Origin of the sequence: Paraglaciecola sp. T6c, from assembly GCF_000014225.1 — a bacterium.
Classification (GTDB): Bacteria; Pseudomonadota; Gammaproteobacteria; order Enterobacterales; family Alteromonadaceae; genus Paraglaciecola; species Paraglaciecola atlantica_A.
Window position 1 is genome coordinate 4,228,318 of sequence record NC_008228.1, and the last position, 18,302, is coordinate 4,246,619.

Genomic DNA, 18,302 nt, shown 5'->3' on the forward strand with positions numbered 1-18,302 from the left:
ATCCTTTAACGTAATTTCAAGGTGGCTAAGCCAACCAAGACTAAAATGATGGAGATGATCCAGAATCGCACGATAACGCGAGGCTCTGGCCAGCCTTTTAATTCATAGTGGTGGTGGATTGGCGCCATTCTGAAAATCCGTTGGCCGCGCAATTTAAATGATCCCACCTGCAAAATAACTGAGAGCGTTTCCACCACAAATACGCCGCCCATGATCACCAGTACGATTTCTTGACGCACTAACACAGCGATGATCCCTAGCGTGCCGCCAAGTGCCAGTGAGCCAACATCGCCCATGAACACCATGGCTGGGTAAGTGTTGAACCACAAAAAGCCAAGGCCCGCGCCGACAATGGCCGTGCATACAATCACCAGTTCACTGGTCAAGGGTAAATACGGAATATTCAGGTAAGCGGAAAAGTTAATGTTACCTGTGGTGTAAGCAAAAATCGCGAATGCACCAGCCACTAGCACAGTAGGCACGATAGCTAAGCCATCTAAACCGTCAGTTAGATTGACCGCATTACTGGTGCCGACAATCACAAAATAAGTCATCACAACGAAGAACATGCCCATTTGCGGCATCACATCTTTGAAAAATGGCACGAGCAAGGCAGTTTCAGCTGGGTCTTGCTGGCTGGCGTATAAATACAAGGCGACACCAATAGCAATAACCGACTGCCAAAAATACTTCCAGCGCGCAATCAAGCCTTTCGGGTCTTTACGCACGACCTTACGGTAGTCATCAATAAAGCCGATAATGCCGTAACCGACAACGACACTTAACGTGACCCAAACATAGCGATTGGTTAAGTCTGCCCATAACAGTACACTTACCACAATCGCCGCCAAAATCAGTAAGCCACCCATAGTAGGTGTGCCTGATTTGGCCAGATGAGATTGAGGGCCGTCATCACGCACCGTTTGACCAATTTGCATGGTTTGCAACCAACGGATCATCCGCGGGCCAATTAAAACGGCGATTAACAGGGCCGTTAGCGTGCTCAAAATGGCACGAAGCGTCAGATACGAGAAGACCCTAAAGCTTGGCTCAAACTGTTGTAGCCAATCGGCCAGTAGCATCAACATGCCATTAGCTCCCTAAAGCGTTCAAACTTTCCCACGGGGGATGCCTCCAAAGCTTCCACTACCAACTCCATACGCGCACTACGGGAGCCCTTTACTAAAATGCTGATATCTCGTTTCTCCGCTGCTAAATGCTCGGCTAATGCCGCGACTAATTTGTCTTTATCACTAAAATGGTAACCGCTCTTTTGATACACATCGCTGGCGCTTTGACTGAGCACGCCAAGAGTGTACAAGTCGTCTATGCCCTTTTCTTTGGCATATTCCCCTACTTGCTGATGATAAAAGCGTGCTCGCTCTCCTAGTTCAGCCATATCGCCTAGCACTAGAATTTTGCGCCCAGCAAAGCTGCCAAGTAAATCAATGGCTGCGTTTACAGAGGCCACGTTAGCGTTGTATGTGTCATCAAGTACTTTAACTTGACCGCTTAGCTGCTTAACTTGTAAGCGACCACTTACTTGTGCCATGTACTGCAACCCAGCTTGCACATCTTGTAAGTTAGCACCTACTTCTATCGCCAATGCAGCAGAAACTAAGGCATTGCTGACGTTATGAATACCAGGCAAAGGCAAAGTGATGGACACCTTACCGATGGGCGTGACCATCAGAAAGTCTGCGCAACCACTTAAACCAAGTACGACATCCTGTGCGTAATAGTCGGCTTCACCTTGGGTCGAAAAACGCTGATTACGTAGATGTTCATACTTACCGTGCCAGAACGCGTAGAATTGGCTGTCGGCGTTGAAAATAGCTAGCCCGTCTTTTCCTAACCCTTTGAAAATTTCACTTTTAGCGCGTGCCACACCTAATAAGCTACCGAATCCTTCAAGGTGGGCAGCAGCAGCGTTAACGATTGTAGCCACATCTGGCTTTACCAACTCAGTGGTATAAGCAATTTCCCCAAGATGGTTAGCACCTAACTCAACCACGGCGAACTCGTGCTGCGCTTCAAGACGCAATAAGGTAAGAGGCACACCAATATCGTTGTTGAAATTGCCCTTCGTGGCGAGCACTTTACCGCGCCGAGATAAAATAGCAGCAACCATTTCTTTGACTGTGGTTTTGCCACTGCTACCGGTTATAGCCACCGTCTTTGGTGCTACCTCACGCTTTACTGCCTGTCCCAATAGTCCCAGAGCGGCTTTGGTATCACTAACTAATATTTGGGCTAACGGGGTCTCCACTTGACGGCTAACAACTACCGCTATTGCCCCACTTGTTTGAGCCTGTTCGATAAATTTATGGCCATCGAAATTTGGTCCGCTCAAGGCAATAAATAAATCATCTGAATTTATATGACGCGTGTCAGTGCTGACACCCTGAATTATGGCGTCTTCAGCAATACTGTTTTCACTGCGAATAATTTCGCCCTGCACTTGCTGCGCAATCCACGCCAATGAAACCGGGATCATGTGATGTTCCTCTCAAACATTTGTTGTACGTATTCACGCTCGTCGTAAGCAACCGTTTGGTTGCCAATAATTTGGTAATCTTCGTGGCCTTTACCTGCCACTAAAATGATGTCATTCGCTGTCGCGTTCAATACGGCTTGTTCAATAGCCGCCTTGCGGTCAAGTACCACCTGCACTTTTTCTGGGTGTACACAGCCACTTAGAATATCGGTAGCAATCGCGGTGGGATCTTCCGAACGACTGTTGTCATTGGTAATGGTCATGTCATCTGCGTAGGTTTCAGCGACCTCTCCCATCAAAGAGCGTTTACCTGTGTCTCTGTCGCCACCGCACCCAAAAATAACCGACAAACGCCCTTGGCTATGTTGGCGAAGCGCCACTAACGCTTGCTTTAAGGCATCTGGCGTATGGGCGTAATCTACTACCACGGTAGGCGAGTTGTCCCCACCAAAACGCTCCATGCGACCGGTGACCGGCACCAACAAATGCGCATGCTTAGCGATATCATTTAGCGACTCACCTAGGCATAACTGACTCGCTATTGCAGCCAGTGCGTTAAAAATGTTAAAGCGCCCTAGTAGAGACAATTGAATGTCACATTCACCCCATGAGCTCACCAATTTAAATCGGCACCCTTGGTTCGAATACACGACATCCTTGGCTAAACATTGATGCTCAGCGTCCGTTAGCATTAAGCTCTCGTCAGCGATCCCGTAAATAACAGGCGTTACCGCTGAAGGTAATTGCGCCAGCCAATGCTTGCTCTCAATTTCATTCCCGTTGAGTACCGCGAATCTTAGCTCAGGTTGCTTCAATAACTCGCGTTTAGCTTGGGCGTAGGCTTGCATAGTGCCGTGATAATCGAGGTGGTCTCGCGTTAAGTTCGTCAACACAGCCACATCTGTTTTAAGCGCAGCAACGCGTTGTTGTACTAATGCATGAGAAGACACTTCAAGGGCGACTTGTTTAACCTGATCTTGTGCAAATTGCGCCATCAATTTATGCATGCTGATAGCGTCTGGCGTGGTGTTCGCCGTTTCATTATGCGATGCGCATGCCCCTGATTGGTCAATCACACCCGAGCCTAATGTGCCAATTGACGCGGCGCGCTTGTTAAGTAGCGCTGCCAATTGACTGGTTAATTGTACTGTCGATGTCTTGCCGTTGGTGCCCGTCACGCCAATCACTTGTATGGACTTGGCTGGGTAACCATAAAATGCAGCCGCAAGTGCGGATAACTGAGCAGATAAGTCATAAAAGCTGATGATTAACGATTGCTCGCGCATACTCGTATGCCCGTGCTCTGCTTGGGTTTCGCACTCGGCTATGATGACCTTTGCGCCTAAGCTAATCGCTTGAGGAATGAAATCTCGCCCGTCACGTACATGGCCTTTGAGCGCAATAAATGCACTGTGAATAGCCACATCACGGCTATCAAGCACCAAAGATTCAATCGTAATGTCCCCGGCCTGAATACCAAATTCTAACAGTAGCGGTTTTATACTCTGCGCTGTTTTTGAATGAGCCCGCTTTAATTGAGCTTGCTTTAATTGAGCTTGGTTAGTTTGCACTTGTTTGCTATCCAGCATGAGACGCTCCCGTAATTGAGGCCAGTGAAGACACTGATTTGTCATCGGGGGGAACGTTTAACATTTGCAAACTATTAGACATAATTTTTGAGAACACAGGCGCTGCGGTATCACCCGCATAATATAAGTCACCGCGGGGTTCGTTGATCAGTACCACTACCGCAAGTTGCGGGTCAGATACAGGCGCCACACCAGCGAAAATACTGACGTACTCTTCGCCGTAACCACCAGCGACCGCTTTTCGACTGGTGCCCGTTTTGCCTGCTACGCGATAACCAGGAACACGCGCTTTCGTGCCTGAGCCGCCTTCATTGACAACACTTTCCATCATGGTCAGTACTTCATGAGCGATGTCCTCGCTGAGTACTCGCTCTTCGGGCGCTTTTTGCTCACTCTTTATCACGCTAAGCGGGCGTTTAATGCCGCCACTGCCCAATACACTATACATTCTGGCTAGCTGGGCTGTGGTCACCGACAAGCCATAACCAAATGATAAGGTGGATAATTCAAACTCTGACCAGCGGCTGCGATCGTGAAATATACCGCTACTTTCACCAATAAGGTTCGAGCCTGTGTCGCTCATTAACCCCATGTTGTAATACTGATCTATCAAGAATTGCTTTGGCACAGATAAAGCCAACTTTGAGGTGCCCATATTACTCGATTTACGAATGATCCCGGTTAAATCCAACTCACCGTAGTTACGAGAATCTCGCACCATGCTGCCGCCCACGCGCATCCAACCAGGTGAGGTATCAATAACGCTGTCCATTTCTACTGAGCCAAATTCCAATGCGCTAAGCACCGCAATAGGCTTAATCGATGAGCCGGGCTCAAAAGCATCTGTAATCGCGCGATTACGAATCCTGTGACCAGAAACGCCGCTACGATTATTCGGGTTATAAGACGGGTTATTAACCATGGCCAGTATCTCGCCAGTTTGCACATCAACCACCACGGCTGAAGCGGAAGTGGCTTTGTAATACTGCACGGCTTTTTTCAATTCTTTGTAGGCAAAGGCCTGAATACGCTGGTCAATCGTCAACTGAATATCTTTTGGCTCTTCACCGGCTTCTTGCTCTAAAATTTCCACCTGACGGCCTTTGCCATCACGACGAATTTTACGACTGCCGGGGGCTCCCTTCAGCCATTCGTTATATAACTTTTCGATACCCTCGATGCCCTGATCGTCAACATTGGTGAAACCAATTAGCTGTGCAGACACTTCTCCTGTTGGGTAATAGCGACGAGACTCGTCTCGCAAATACACCCCACTGATTGAAAGCTGATCCACATAATCAGCCATCGCGGGTGAAACTTGACGTTGAATGTACACAAAACGCTTTTTCGGATTTTTCACGCGTGAAACGAGCTTGGTGTAATCTTGACCTAACACGTCAGCGAGCGCCTGCCAGCGGCGCTTGTCATTTAATGAACCGTTTTCAACGATGGTTTTCGGGTCAGCCCAAATGGCTCTTACTGGCACACTTACCGCCAAATTCTGGCCGTTTCTATCGGTTATTAAACCTCTATGCACCGGCATATTTTGTGTGCGTAATGTGCGGTTATCCCCTTGCTTAATCAGCAAGTCAGGGTCAATAACTTGAATGTAAACTGCCCGCGCTGATAGCCCAACAAACACCAACATAATCACGCCTATCACGAGCAAATAGCGCCACTGCAAAGCAGTAGGGGCGACATTTTGCTTCGCTTGCTGATTACGTTTTTTGTTGGTGCTAACTCGGCTCATTTTATTCTCACCACCACTTCTTCATCAGCTTGCGGACGGCGCATGCCTAATTGCTTAGACACCAAATTCTCAATACGATTATGTTCGGTTAACGCGCTTTGCTCTAAAATCAGATTTCGCCATTGGACATCTAGCTGATCTTTCTTTTGCATCAGGCGCTCAAGTGCAATCGACGCCTGGCGATTATGGTGTGCACTCAAGATAACGGCACCCGCGCTAACTAACAGTGACAAAAACAACAAAACCCGCACGGGATGGCGGGCTAGGTCAGCAAGCAGAAAGCCGACGAGTTTGAAGTTAGTTTCTTGGGTACTCATAATTTTTCGGCAACCCTGAGAACCGAACTGCGGGCACGGACATTTCGAGACAACTCATCACTTGAGGGTTTTATGGCTTTGCCTATGGCTTTCATGGCTTTATGAGAATCTATTTCAGCCTGCATAATGGGTAAACCATGGGGAACTTGAAGACCGCGACTTTGCTCTCGAATAAAGCGTTTTACTAGTCTGTCTTCCAATGAATGAAAGCTGATCACAGACAAGCGTCCACCAGAATTCAAGCTATTTAACGCGGCTTTCAAACCCGTGCGAATTTCATCCAATTCACTGTTGATATAAATACGAATACCTTGAAAACTGCGCGTTGCTGGATGCTTGAACTTGTCTTTAACGGGGACCGCCAAATCGATAATTTCGGCCAATTGCGCCGTGGTGGTTATTGGTGCTTCTTGACGTGCGTTAACAATACCGTGAGCAATACGTTTACCAAATTTTTCTTCACCAAATTCTTTGATGACCTGTGCAATATCTTGCTCTTCAGCATGGGCTAACCACTGGGCAGCACTTTGCCCTTTAGTTGGATTCATGCGCATGTCTAATGGCCCTTCACGCATAAAACTGAAGCCTCGCTCCGGCTCGTCTAGCTGGGGTGAAGACACGCCCAAATCCATCAAAATACCGTCTACTTTGCCGTGCAGTTCAAGGGAGGTAAGCACGTCTTCCATTTCTGAAAAGTTACAATGATGTATACTGAAACGTGCATCATCCGCCAGCGCTTTAGCCGCTTCAATCGCTGAAGGGTCACGGTCAAGGGCAATCAAGCGTCCATTTGGCGATAACTGAGATAATATCTGCTTAGTGTGACCACCACGCCCAAATGTGGCATCCAGATAGACACCGTCGGGTTTAATCGCTAACCCGTCAATGGATTCTTGCAGCAGTACAGATAGGTGTGATGGTTGCGTAGTCATTAGAGTGAGAAATCCTGCAAGCGCTCAGTTAATTCAAAGGCTGCTTCTTGCTCAGTCGCAACATCTTGTTGTATTTGTTGTTGCCAGACACTGTGATCCCAAATTTCGAATTTGTTCAATTGGCCTACCAACATAATTTGTTTATCTAAATGAGCATGCTCGCGCAGCGGCGCAGTCAATAAAAAGCGACCGCTCTTATCCATCTCCCCTTCGGTTGCATAACCGAGCAGTAAACGCTGTAATCTGCGCTCATGGGGATTCATACTGGATAGGCGCGAAAGTTTAAGCTCAATTTCTTCCCATTCAGGAAGTGGGTAAAGCAGCAAGCAAGGTTGCTGGGTGTCAATAGTACACACCAGTTGCCCCTGACAATCATCCAGCAAAGACTGACGATACTTCGTTGGTATCGTTACCCGTCCTTTTACGTCAAGATTGATTGCGTTAGCGCCGCGGAACATTTCCTAGCCTTTTTTATAATTCGTTACTGATTTAGAACCATTTCTCACTAAATATGAGTTTTTGATCCACTTTTTGCCACTTTTACCCACGATGCACAGTTTAGGTACCTCATGTCCATCATGTCAAGGGATAAAACAGGCAATTTGACGATGCCCCAAGCCAGAGAAATCAAGGCGTTGGCTGAAGTGACTGATATGTGAAAGGAATTACTAAAAGTGACGCATTTTGGCATCACCGAAGGCAAATAAATCTCACTACTCGTTTGCGAAGGCAGGTAAGACGGCGGATTTTTAATCAGTCAGGGAAGGAAGTCACACACAAAAAGGGGTAAATATGTAAATAAAATGGGTTAAATTTGAAAATAAATAATATTATAATATATATGTACATAAGAAACTGTCCGACGTTGGTGATTGAACCACGTGTTTGCTTATAATGACAGCCCTATCAATATCAATGAGTTAGTTATGTCCAATTACGCTACTTACCCAAGCCTGAAAGGCAAAGTTATTCTTATAACCGGCGGTGCTACTGGTATCGGTGCGGTTATGGTAGAAGCGTTTATGCGCCAACAAGCCCGAGTCCTTTTTGTTGATGTGCAAGAAGAAGCTGCTCATGCATTGTGCAGCAAATTGCATGCAGAGCTGGGTGCAGCCCCCATTTTCAAGAACTTAGATACAACGCATATAGACGAACTACAGGCCTTTATAAGCTCAATTGGACACAGTCACGGGCGGTTAGACGTGTTAATTAACAATGTCGCCAATGACACACGCCACTCACCTCTTGATATCGACCAGCAAGGTTGGCGCGACTGTATGGCTGTAAACCTCGACTCGACGTTTTTTGCTTGTCAAAGCGCGATCCGCCTAATGCGCGACAAACGTACCGGCAATATTATTAATATGAGCTCTATCAATGTGCTGATTGGACCAAAACAAATGCCCGGTTACGTAGCGGCTAAATCGGCGTTAAACGGTTTGAGTAAATCCTTGGCCAATCAATACGGCGAATATGGCATACGAGTTAATACTATATTACCCGGCTGGGTGGCCACTGACCGTCAGCTCGCTCTTTGGTTGACGCCAGAAGCAGATAAGGAATGGCAAAAATCCGTTGCCCTGCGCGGCAGCCTTGAACCCATACATGTGGCTAATATGGCGCTATTTTTAGCAGCAGAGGACAGCGCAATGATTACTGGCCAGCAGTTTGTCATTGACGCAGGGCGAACCTGATGAACATGCAGTCTGATATTATTATTTTGGGTGATTGGGGCACAAGCGTATGCCGTCTCTACTTGTGCCGCTTTCATCAACAAGAGCTCACCGTTTTGGCACGCACCAAAGGCATGGGCATCAAATATATTAATAACCCTGAGTCTCGATTTTTTGAGTTATGCCAACCTTGGATAGAATTATACGGAAATGTGCCGGTATTTTTAATTGGTGCCGTCGGCTCTGACACCGGCTGGAAACAAACCAGCTATGTGCCTTGTCCCACAGATAAGAACAACTTATTGGCATTGAGTAAAAGTTTTTCAGCTCGCGGCTTGAACATCACCATTTTACCCGGTGTGTCTTGTCAGAACCGCCATCATCTGCCTGATATTATGCGCGGTGAAGAAACCCAAGTATTCGGCTTTTTGTCTCAAGTGCTTAACGCCTCCGATAAACGCTTAATTTGCTTGCCAGGCACCCATACCAAATGGGCATTATGTGAAGGTGAAAGCATTGCTTCTTTTGTGACCAGTCCAGTGGGAGAACTCTATGAAGTGCTGAGTCAACATAGTGTACTGCTTAGCCCTGCTTCTGTACCCAGTTGGTGTAAAAGCAGTTTTACCAATGGATTACGGGTAGGCATGCATCAATCGAGTAACTTGCTGCATACCTTGTTTGCTACCCGGGCGTATCAGATCATCGACAAACGCACCAACGCAGAAGCTGCTGGTTATTTGTCAGGCTTACTGATTGGGTCAGATGTAAAAGCGGCTATGCAAGATTTTGATATTTTCTCGCATGTGGCAGTCATTGGCTCGGACCATATCTGCGGTTTGTATGTTGAGGCACTAGAGTATATGGGGATCAGCACTGAACATTTTAGCAACGAAGATGCGACCTTATTAGGCCTACAAACCCTAGCTTCAGTAAAATGGCGCGACCTCGCCGCTAATACACCAAGCGAGCAATCGTAACGTGAAGCCAATAAATCAGTCAAAAGACGTGAGTTTATATCGCTGCTTAGCAGTGGAAAACGAATTAGGCGAAGGCGTCATTTGGGATCCCAGGCAACGATGTGCCTTTTGGACAGACATACTAGGCAAACAATTCTATCGCTGGGATTTTGATAACAAGGTGACTCAATACCCCTGCCCTGAAAGATTATGTTCTTTTGGCTTAACCCCTGAGCCAGATTGGTTTATCGCTGCGTTTGAAACGGGTTTTGCATTTTTTAATCCGATTGAACAAGACATCCAATGGATAAGCAAAATAGAAGCCGATTTACCTTACACTCGTATGAATGACGGCAAAGTTGACCGTCAAGGGCGTTTTTGGGCCGGCTCCGTCATCGAAGATGACAGTGTGGATGTCTCCACACTTGCAAACGACCAACAAGCCAAACTTTATCGCTTAGACGCTAATGGCCAAGCGCGCACTATGTTAGATGGCATTTCCATCGCCAATGGGCTGGCGTTCAGCGCCGACAGTAAAACAATGTATTTCGCTGATTCAGCTAAGCAACAAGTATGGCGCAGTGATTTTGAGTCTGAATGTGGCACGCCAAGTCAATTGGAGCATTTTTTTGCTACAACAGGCAACGCATTTCCAGATGGCTCGTGCATTGACAATCAAGGTTACCTTTGGAATGCTCAGTGGGGAAGCGCTTGTGTAAAACGATACTCCCCATCAGGAACACTAGATTTCACCCTCCCCGTTGATTGCCAACAGCCGTCATGCGTAAGCTTTGGCGGCCCAGACCTTAATCATCTAATTATTACATCAGCACGTGAGGGGCTATCTCGTGAGGATGATGAAATCTATAAGCACAATGGGGCGGTAATGATTTATCACACACCGTTTAAGGGAATAGCGGAGCCAATATGTACAGTGCCTCGGCGGCAATAACACCGTCTCGGCGAAACTGGCACTGTCAGCTCATTAATTAAAATAACAATGAAACGCGGAAAAAATAATGGCAAGTAGAATGTTTAGCGGGAATTTTACCCGTCACATAGTGCAATCGTTGGGCAAGGCAATTGCTTTAGGTGAGTACCCACAAGGGGAGCCGCTTATGGCAGAAGCTGCGCTGTGCGAATCGTTTGATGCAAGTCGCACTGTATTGCGTGAAGCAGTAAAAATGCTAACCGCGAAAGGCATGTTAGATGCCCGCCCTCGCCGCGGCACCATAGTGTTACCAGAGTCACAGTGGAACTTGTCAGACCCTGATATTTTAAATTGGCTACTAGATCGAAAAGGCTCACTGCCAATTATTTCAGAATTCGCCGACATGCGCTTAGCCATTGAGCCTGCAGCTGCAGGGTTGGCGGCGCAAAATTTAACAGAAGAAAACCGGCAAACCCTGAACGCAGCCATTGAGCGTATGGAAGCAGCAGCAAGGGGAGAAGACGATCATCTCGATGCTGACATTGCTTTTCATGTTGGCATTTTAGAAGCCAGCGGAAATCGTTTTTTTTGGAATATGCGACATACCATTGAGGTTGCGCTACGTTTCAGTATTCGTATTACCAACCGCCACAAAGGCGTAGACCGTGCAAGTGTGGAAGATCATCAAGAGATCCTAGATTATATTTTGGCGGGTGATCATCAGTCCGCTGAGAACCAAATGCGTAGCCTATTGTTAGAAGCAAAAACCCTTCTCAATAAAGCGCTAGACGATGAAAAGAACAGAAAATCTCAACAAAGTTAACCTATAAAAAGTTAACCTGTAAAAGGACCGAAATTGCGATGCGGATCAAAGATTGTATATTAGCTATTGACCAAGGTACTACTTCAACACGAGCCATTATTTTTGCGCCCGACTCGAGCATTATTGCCGTAGCCCAACAAGAATTCACTCAGCATTACCCAAATGATGGTTGGGTAGAACATGACCCAGAAGATATTTGGTCATCAACCGTTGTGGTATGTCGCCAAGCTATTTCAGAAGCAATAGCAAAAGGCGCCCGTATCGCAGCGATTGGCGTTACGAATCAACGTGAAACTACGGTCGTGTGGGATAGAAACACAGGCCAAGCTATTTACAACGCCATTGTATGGCAAGATAGACGCACCGCAAAAACGTGCCGAGAAATGCAAGACAAAGGCTTGTTTGACGTGGTGAATTCACGCACAGGTTTATTGCTTGACCCATATTTTTCCGCCTCAAAGGTCGCATGGATTTTAGATAATGTTGAAGGGGCTCGTGAAAAAGCAGACGCCGGAGACTTGGCTTTCGGTACGATTGATTCGTTTTTGATCTGGCGGTTAACAGACGGACAGGTGCACGCCACTGATGTGACCAACGCCAGTCGCACCAACTTATTCAATATCCATGACATGGCATGGGATCCAAAACTGCTAGAGGTCTTCAACGTCCCTAAATCAGTGTTACCCATGGTCAAAGAATGCGCTGATGACTTTGGCCATACTACCGAAGATTTATTCGGCTTTTCCTTGCCAATCCTAGGTGTTGCAGGAGACCAACAGGCCGCCAGCATTGGGCAATGTTGCTTCAAAGAAGGGGCGATAAAGAGCACCTATGGTACTGGCTGTTTTGTCATGCTAAATACAGGCACCAAAGCCTTTAACTCTAAAAATAAACTGCTCACGACCGTGGCTTACACCATTAAAGGTGAAACCCATTATGCCCTTGAAGGCTCAATTTTTATTGCTGGCGCTGCCATTCAATGGCTGCGTGATGGTTTAGGCGTCATTAAAAGTGCTTCAGAAACTGAAGACTTAGCCAAGTCATTGGATGACGATCATGGTGTATACATGGTGCCGGCCTTTGCAGGACTAGGCGCGCCACATTGGGCGCCAGATGCTCGCGGTGCCGTATTCGGTTTAACTCGAGGCACCACTAATGCACACTTCGTGCGCGCGGCCCTTGAGTCAGTGTGTTATCAAACCTCAGATTTGCTGCATGCCATGGCAGAAGATGGCGTATCACTGGATAAGATTCGCGTCGATGGCGGTATGGTTGGCAATAACTGGTTATGCCAATTCTTGGCTGGCATTTTAGATGTCACAGTAGAGCGGCCTAAAATCATGGAAACCACAGCCCTAGGCGCGGCTTATCTTGCCGGTCTTAAAGCGGGCATCTACGCGTCATGTGAGCAGCTAGCCAGTATGAACGAAGTAGAAAGCAGCTTTGACGCTAAAATGCCTTCTTCTCAGCGCCGAAAATTAATTGCGGGCTGGGAAAACGCGGTACAAAGCACATTAGGTTATACGAAATGATCAAACATCGTCTTTTTGGGACGCTGCCTGACGGACAGAAAGTCACTGAATACAGCTTGCGAAATAAAGTCGGAATGCAGGTAGATATTCTTGATTTGGGCGGCATCATTCGTCGCTGGTTAGTGCCAGATGCAGAACCGTTAAAATCAGATGCGCCGCAGGCACCAGTGGATATCGTGCTTGGCTTCGATACTCTCGAAGATTATATCGCTGACCAAGCTTACGTAGGGGCACTTGTTGGGCGCTACGCAAACCGTATCGCCAAAGGACATTTCGCTTTAAACGATGTAAATTATCAGTTAGATGTGAATCAAGGTGGTAACAGCTTACATGGCGGTTTTGAAGGGTTTAATCGCCGAGTTTGGCAAGCGCAAACACTAGATAATGACGCTGAAGCCTCCTTGATGCTAACGCTTACCAGTGACGATGGCGATCAAGGCTTTCCCGGTCGATTAGAAGTCAATGTGACTTACACTTTGCATGAAACGGGTTTGAAAATAACCTACCGCGCAAAAGCAGCGCAAGACACGGTGTTCAATCCTACCCAACACAGTTACTTTAACTTAGCCGGACATAACAGCGGCTCCATTGAAGATCATCAAGTGCAAATTTTGGCCAGTCATTACACCCCAACCGATGAGAACGCTATCCCCACGGGGGAATTGGTTGATGTAAATAACACGCCGTTTGACTTGCGTGAAATGACGACACTTAAGAGCCCATTGCAGTCCAGCCATAAGCAGATAAAACTTGGTAATGGCTTTGATCACAACTGGTGCTTAGATGCTTACCAAGCCAAGATGAATGCGCCAGAGCTGGTCGCTAAGGCTTTCGAGCCAAAAAGTCGGCGCACTATGCGTGTTTTGACCACTATGCCTGGCATGCAGCTTTACACAGCAAATTACGTTGGACCAGAGCCCATTGGAAAAGGCGCAACAGAGTATCAAGGCAAACAAGCATACTGCTTTGAAACGCAGTTCTACCCAGACTCACCTAATCAAAGTCATTTCCCCAGCGCCACGCTTAAGGCCAATGAAGAGCATTACTCGGTGACCGAATATCGTTTATCCTTTTCGTAGATAGTTTGCAAAGTATCTTATCCACAAAGGTATAAACGAAAAACGCTGCCATTTGGCAGCGTTTTTTAACTAAAGCTTACTCAACTTTCGGCGGAGGAATCAGAGCTTTCTTGTGCTTTTGATTTACGGCCTTTATACAATTTTCGCATAAACGCCCCGAGCCCGAGAACGATGATCACCCCAAACTTCTTCAAAAATATCAATGCAGCCGCGATTAGCCCCGTTTTTGCAAGCACTTTGCCAGCCACCAGCGCACCAATCCCATATGCTGCCACATCGTCTATATCTGGGTTAAAGTCAGCGTATTTTGACCCCTCTTTAAAGTCAGCGATAGCCAGCACACTATCGAGGTTTTGATTGATCAGCGGCAATTGATCCATGCCCGCAATAAAGTTCAGTACTAAAACTCCCTTTCGGCCTAACACACGAATATTGTAATTAAGCGTATTTACCGGCGCATCACCAAATTTAATCTCTTTGGCCCAGTGCAACTTATTCGACGCTTTATCGTAGTAGGGCTTCGCAGCCCAGCCTACTAATGATATAGCGTCGTAACCTTGTGCAACGCGCTCTTCACTGTTGAGTGAGGTGTCTTCTTTCATTTGAGTCAGCAAGTCATCGTAATTGATGTCGTCAGCATCGTCGTCTGTGACATAACCATCTTGTTCATACTCAATAGTGACGCCCCAAGAGCTTGTTTCAAACGGAGTCGCGCCTGTTGGAAAAAGCATCCCTAACATGGTCTCTGCACTGCCTGGTGGATTGCCCCATATATCTTCCAATACCTTACGGGAATCCGCAGCGTTTAAAAAATAGAATGTATCTGGCACGTTTAGCTCTGCGACATCCCCTGGTAGCGATATATTACCTGTTTTCGGCTCCATCGAGTCCCATAACGCATTGGCCCACTTTATGTATTCTTGCTGTTCTATATCTTGGGGGGTTAGCGCTTGTTGATCTAGCTCTTGTTGAGCCAGCTCGCTTGATTGTTGACTGGGTACGGCGTCTTGAGCTCGTGCGTTCATCGTTGCGATAAACAGCAAAGTACAAAACACTCTAACTAATAATTGCATAACATCCCTATTAAAATAATCGGCTTTTCATGATCCCTAGCCTACCTATCGCAGATACCTAGCTCACTGATCCGTAAGCTTTTTATATCAGAGCCCGAAGACCTAGTCCAATTTTCATGGCATAAAGATTAAGCACAAAAAAGACCATAGAGAGTTAAATAACTCGGCTATGGCCAATAGGAAGTCACACTCGATGACACACAACTTTGTACTGCAGATTCGGGGGTAGAGCCTACTTAGTAACCCTAAAACTCCTTGACGAAATTCATGTATTGTTTCATGTCGCCCACTATGGCTTGCTCTAACAGCTTGCCGGTATCGATGGCATAAGGCTGATTAAAATGAATATCCCAAACGTCAGACTCTGTACGCCAATGCTCATATACGACTAGGGTGTCGTCTTGCCCCTCGATAGTATATAAGTCAAACACTAAGTTTCCTGGCTCTTCACTTCTCGTATGCACAATGTGACTGGAAAATTGTTTAAGCAGCTGCTCTCGATACTCAAGCTTAATCTTAAATATAAAAAAGATACTGAAGACTTCATCTTGGGGCTGCACCTGCTTAGGGTTGCTTTCATGCAATGGCGCTGGATGAGTATCCTTTAAATTTAGCACTTCCAAGGGCGACGCAAGAGCCGTTTCAGCCAGCTCAAATAGCGCTTTTGCGTACGGTTGATTCGCATGCGTTTGGTGAGCTTCAGCACTTGCCCAGCGCTCGTAAGCAAAAATGGTCGTTGGTGAATCCTTCCCCTCAAAGAAACGCATTTCCAGCATCCCCGGCTCGTTCTGTGAACCTAGTTTATTATCATTTAAAACCTGTTTGAACGTTTCGAGTTGTTCGGGCTTTACATCAAATTTTACGATCAGAGTGAGCATGGTCAAGTCCTTTCTATTGAAATATTTCATTGGGTTTAAAGGCAGCGTCTGTCACTTCATGTTGCCGCAACAGGTCTGCCTCAGTCAGTGATGAAATACTATCTTTCATTGCTATATTGAAAAACCAGCAGAATGCAGAAAGACTTTCAATGAAAATTTGATAACGAAATGCGGAACTCAGCAGTGCATGCTCTGCCTGCTGCGTTCAATACCGAGAATAATCCCGTTTTTGCCGAACCTTACGTCGACAAAGTCCCCCTGATGAAACCGACCTTCAATCTGCTGAATGTTACGAAGAGCATCGATTAAACGTTGAGAAACTCTGACAATTTGCACGTCGCAGGTTTGCAGTTGCCAGCCGTCGCTTACTTGGGCTAACACAGCATGCTTTTGGTGGTGCATAACCAATACTTCTCGCTGTGCTAAATAGTCAGCGTAATGCGTGGCAAAACGTTCTGAAATCGCCTCCGACTGTTTAGTTGAAGCTAATGAATGCAACGTGACCTGGGTATATGTTTTATTAGCAAATACCTGTGATGAATCATCCCAAGCGCTGTGGTGCCAGAACGTGATCAGCACTAGAAGCAGTGTACTTGCGGCTAACGCAACATTTCCAAGGCGTTGCCAAACGTGTCTATTCTGCAATCCAGAGCGCTGGGCGTTAAACGTAGAGCGCTGGGCGTTAAGCGTAGAGCGCTTAATTGCTGGTGGCGCTTTGATCTGTGCTTTGCGCGCTAGATATAAACTCGCTAGTGACGAATCGTTTAATTCATTTTGATTGTGTTTCTCTTTTTGCTCAGACATGCTTGTGTCCTAACCCCTCTTTCAATTGCTCGCGCAGCGATGCTTTGGCATAACGCAGTCGACTCTTAACGGTTTCCTGACCGCAGTGGGTGATTTGCGCAATTTCTTGCATGCTGAACCCTTCTTGTTGTAAACAAAAAGCTTCTCGCTGCACAAACGCTAACGAATTCAACGCTCCATCAAAGCGCGCTAGCAGTGAGCATGATGTGATAGCAGGAGCAGCAGCCCTATCGATTGGCGCACTTTCGTACACCAAACGTTTTGTTTCGCGATACTCGTCAATCAACAGGTTTCGCGCCAAGGTAAATAACCAGGCTTTAAAAAGCCCTGTGTCCTGATATAAATGTCTTTTCTCAATAACCTTGAGCCACGTCTTTTGACTGATATCTCTTGCCAAGGTGCTGTCCGATAATGTCAGCAGAAAGTGATATAAATCGTCTCCACAATCATCATAGAGTTTGGTTAATACGCCTTGGTCACCTGAAACGGCATATCGTCGCATCAAACGCTCATTACTGTTTGATTGACTAAACCAAGATTTCAGCGCTAAGTTAATCGTCAATAGCGTTCCCTCTAAATACGTTCTTTCAACGGTCGTATATCACTTTTACTATGCCAGAGCGTGCGCTAATGGGATAGTTTGAAATCGAGTACCACCGTTAAGCCATTTTGCTGCTGTGGTTTGCCCGCTACGATTTGCGGTTTGTACTTCCATTTCCCCAATGCTCTTCTGGCTTCGCGATCAAATGTTCTTTTGGGCTGGGCATCAATCACTTGCACATCCATAACTTGCCCTTGCGTACCGATAGAGAACGTCAACTTTACCCACCCTTCAATACCATCGCGAGCGGCTTGAGGCGGATATTTAGGCTCTATTCGTACCACTGGACGCGCTTCACCTTCATCCAGCGTTATTTGTGTGCCAATTGGGCCTGATGGCCCGGCAATAGTGATATCAGGCACGTACTTAGAGATTAGCGCGGATTTATCAGGCGCTTCTTCTTGAGGCTTGATTTGCTCTGTGGGAATAGGAACAGGCTTCGGTTTAGGTAAAGGTCTTACTTTTTCAATGACTGGATTTTCTTCAAACTGTTGATAAAGATTAATTATCGGCAAAGCCTCCACTGACGTCACGCCGGTTGCGTTGTTTTCGATTAGTTTTTGCATCGCCACAAATAACCCAAAAGTTACGGTGCAGGCTATTAGCAGGCTGCCCGCTAAACGCGCCATAACTTGAAGGGAAGGATGTGTTAATTGAGGTGAAACTAAATCAAGGGTTGTGTGCATCGCTTTTCTCCTATTGTTTAATGGAGTAACGACGCACAACGCCAAAAGGGGTTAAATTAATTTACACTTAGGCACATTAGCATGTGAAACAACAATAGCATTACATAATATGTGACAGAACCATAAGCGCCGTTGAAGTGTTCAGCGATGATGAAAACGGCACTTAAGATAGGGTACAGCC

General features: G+C 46.5%; 18 protein-coding genes. 6 read left to right on the forward strand and 12 right to left on the reverse strand.

Going from position 1 to position 18,302, the window contains the following annotated elements; all coding sequences use genetic code 11:
• Positions 1-5: 5 nt before the first annotated feature.
• The 7 genes from mraY to mraZ are packed head-to-tail and all read right to left on the reverse strand — an operon-like array spanning position 6 to position 7,543.
• On the reverse strand, positions 6-1,088 hold the full coding sequence (gene mraY, locus PATL_RS18055; RefSeq protein ID WP_041714050.1) for a phospho-N-acetylmuramoyl-pentapeptide-transferase: 1,083 nt from the start codon (positions 1,086-1,088) through the stop codon (positions 6-8).
• On the reverse strand, positions 1,082-2,497 hold the full coding sequence (gene murF, locus PATL_RS18060) for a UDP-N-acetylmuramoyl-tripeptide--D-alanyl-D-alanine ligase (RefSeq protein WP_011576253.1): 1,416 nt from the start codon (positions 2,495-2,497) through the stop codon (positions 1,082-1,084). The genes mraY and murF overlap by 7 nt, the downstream gene beginning before the upstream one ends.
• The gene (locus tag PATL_RS18065) at positions 2,494-4,086 is read right to left on the reverse strand and encodes a UDP-N-acetylmuramoyl-L-alanyl-D-glutamate--2,6-diaminopimelate ligase (protein WP_011576254.1); all 1,593 of its coding nucleotides are present in this window, start codon (positions 4,084-4,086) and stop codon (positions 2,494-2,496) included. Before PATL_RS18065 ends, murF begins: the two co-directional genes overlap by 4 nt.
• On the reverse strand, positions 4,076-5,836 hold the full coding sequence (locus PATL_RS18070) for a peptidoglycan glycosyltransferase FtsI (protein ID WP_011576255.1): 1,761 nt from the start codon (positions 5,834-5,836) through the stop codon (positions 4,076-4,078). Before PATL_RS18070 ends, PATL_RS18065 begins: the two co-directional genes overlap by 11 nt.
• Positions 5,833-6,153, reverse strand: a complete 321-nt coding sequence (ftsL, locus tag PATL_RS18075) for a cell division protein FtsL (RefSeq protein ID WP_011576256.1) — start codon at positions 6,151-6,153, stop codon at positions 5,833-5,835. Before ftsL ends, PATL_RS18070 begins: the two co-directional genes overlap by 4 nt.
• A complete protein-coding gene (gene rsmH, locus PATL_RS18080) occupies positions 6,150-7,085 on the reverse strand; it encodes a 16S rRNA (cytosine(1402)-N(4))-methyltransferase RsmH (protein ID WP_011576257.1) in 936 nt (311 codons plus the stop codon). Before rsmH ends, ftsL begins: the two co-directional genes overlap by 4 nt.
• Positions 7,085-7,543, reverse strand: a complete 459-nt coding sequence (gene mraZ / locus PATL_RS18085) for a division/cell wall cluster transcriptional repressor MraZ (protein ID WP_006994258.1) — start codon at positions 7,541-7,543, stop codon at positions 7,085-7,087. The genes rsmH and mraZ overlap by 1 nt, the downstream gene beginning before the upstream one ends.
• 468 nt (positions 7,544-8,011) lie before the next feature.
• Here mraZ and PATL_RS18090 point away from each other — a divergent pair, with 468 nt between their 5' ends.
• The 6 genes from PATL_RS18090 to PATL_RS18115 all read left to right on the forward strand — a co-directional run bounded on the left by PATL_RS18090 (position 8,012) and on the right by PATL_RS18115 (position 14,079).
• Positions 8,012-8,779 (forward strand): SDR family NAD(P)-dependent oxidoreductase, encoded by a 768-nt coding sequence (locus PATL_RS18090; protein WP_041714588.1) that lies wholly within the window; start codon positions 8,012-8,014, stop codon positions 8,777-8,779.
• Complete coding sequence (locus tag PATL_RS18095; protein ID WP_011576259.1) at positions 8,779-9,735, forward strand: 2-dehydro-3-deoxygalactonokinase; 957 nt, start codon at positions 8,779-8,781, stop codon at positions 9,733-9,735. The genes PATL_RS18090 and PATL_RS18095 overlap by 1 nt, the downstream gene beginning before the upstream one ends.
• Before the next feature lies 1 nt (position 9,736).
• Positions 9,737-10,666 (forward strand): SMP-30/gluconolactonase/LRE family protein, encoded by a 930-nt coding sequence (locus PATL_RS18100; RefSeq protein ID WP_011576260.1) that lies wholly within the window; start codon positions 9,737-9,739, stop codon positions 10,664-10,666.
• Between the two features lie 67 nt (positions 10,667-10,733).
• Positions 10,734-11,468, forward strand: coding sequence for a FadR/GntR family transcriptional regulator (locus tag PATL_RS18105; RefSeq protein WP_011576261.1), 735 nt, complete (start codon positions 10,734-10,736; stop codon positions 11,466-11,468).
• Positions 11,469-11,506: 38 nt separating this feature from the next.
• Positions 11,507-13,000 (forward strand): glycerol kinase GlpK, encoded by a 1,494-nt coding sequence (gene glpK / locus PATL_RS18110; protein WP_011576262.1) that lies wholly within the window; start codon positions 11,507-11,509, stop codon positions 12,998-13,000.
• Positions 12,997-14,079 carry an aldose epimerase family protein gene (locus PATL_RS18115; protein ID WP_011576263.1) on the forward strand — a complete coding sequence of 361 codons (1,083 nt, stop codon included), beginning with the start codon at positions 12,997-12,999 and terminating at the stop codon, positions 14,077-14,079. The genes glpK and PATL_RS18115 overlap by 4 nt, the downstream gene beginning before the upstream one ends.
• A gap of 80 nt (positions 14,080-14,159) precedes the next feature.
• On the opposite strand, the gene PATL_RS18120 is transcribed toward PATL_RS18115, so the two are convergent.
• The 5 genes from PATL_RS18120 to PATL_RS18140 all read right to left on the reverse strand — a co-directional run bounded on the left by PATL_RS18120 (position 14,160) and on the right by PATL_RS18140 (position 18,121).
• Positions 14,160-15,152, reverse strand: coding sequence for a DUF2167 domain-containing protein (locus PATL_RS18120; RefSeq protein ID WP_011576264.1), 993 nt, complete (start codon positions 15,150-15,152; stop codon positions 14,160-14,162).
• A 245-nt stretch (positions 15,153-15,397) separates the two neighbouring features.
• On the reverse strand, positions 15,398-16,030 hold the full coding sequence (locus PATL_RS18125; RefSeq protein WP_011576265.1) for a putative quinol monooxygenase: 633 nt from the start codon (positions 16,028-16,030) through the stop codon (positions 15,398-15,400).
• Positions 16,031-16,207: 177 nt separating this feature from the next.
• Complete coding sequence (locus PATL_RS18130; protein WP_011576266.1) at positions 16,208-16,834, reverse strand: hypothetical protein; 627 nt, start codon at positions 16,832-16,834, stop codon at positions 16,208-16,210.
• Positions 16,827-17,396 carry a sigma-70 family RNA polymerase sigma factor gene (locus PATL_RS18135; protein ID WP_367643484.1) on the reverse strand — a complete coding sequence of 190 codons (570 nt, stop codon included), beginning with the start codon at positions 17,394-17,396 and terminating at the stop codon, positions 16,827-16,829. The genes PATL_RS18130 and PATL_RS18135 overlap by 8 nt, the downstream gene beginning before the upstream one ends.
• Before the next feature lie 65 nt (positions 17,397-17,461).
• A complete protein-coding gene (locus PATL_RS18140; protein WP_011576268.1) occupies positions 17,462-18,121 on the reverse strand; it encodes a TonB family protein in 660 nt (219 codons plus the stop codon).
• Between the last annotated feature and the right edge of the window lie 181 nt (positions 18,122-18,302).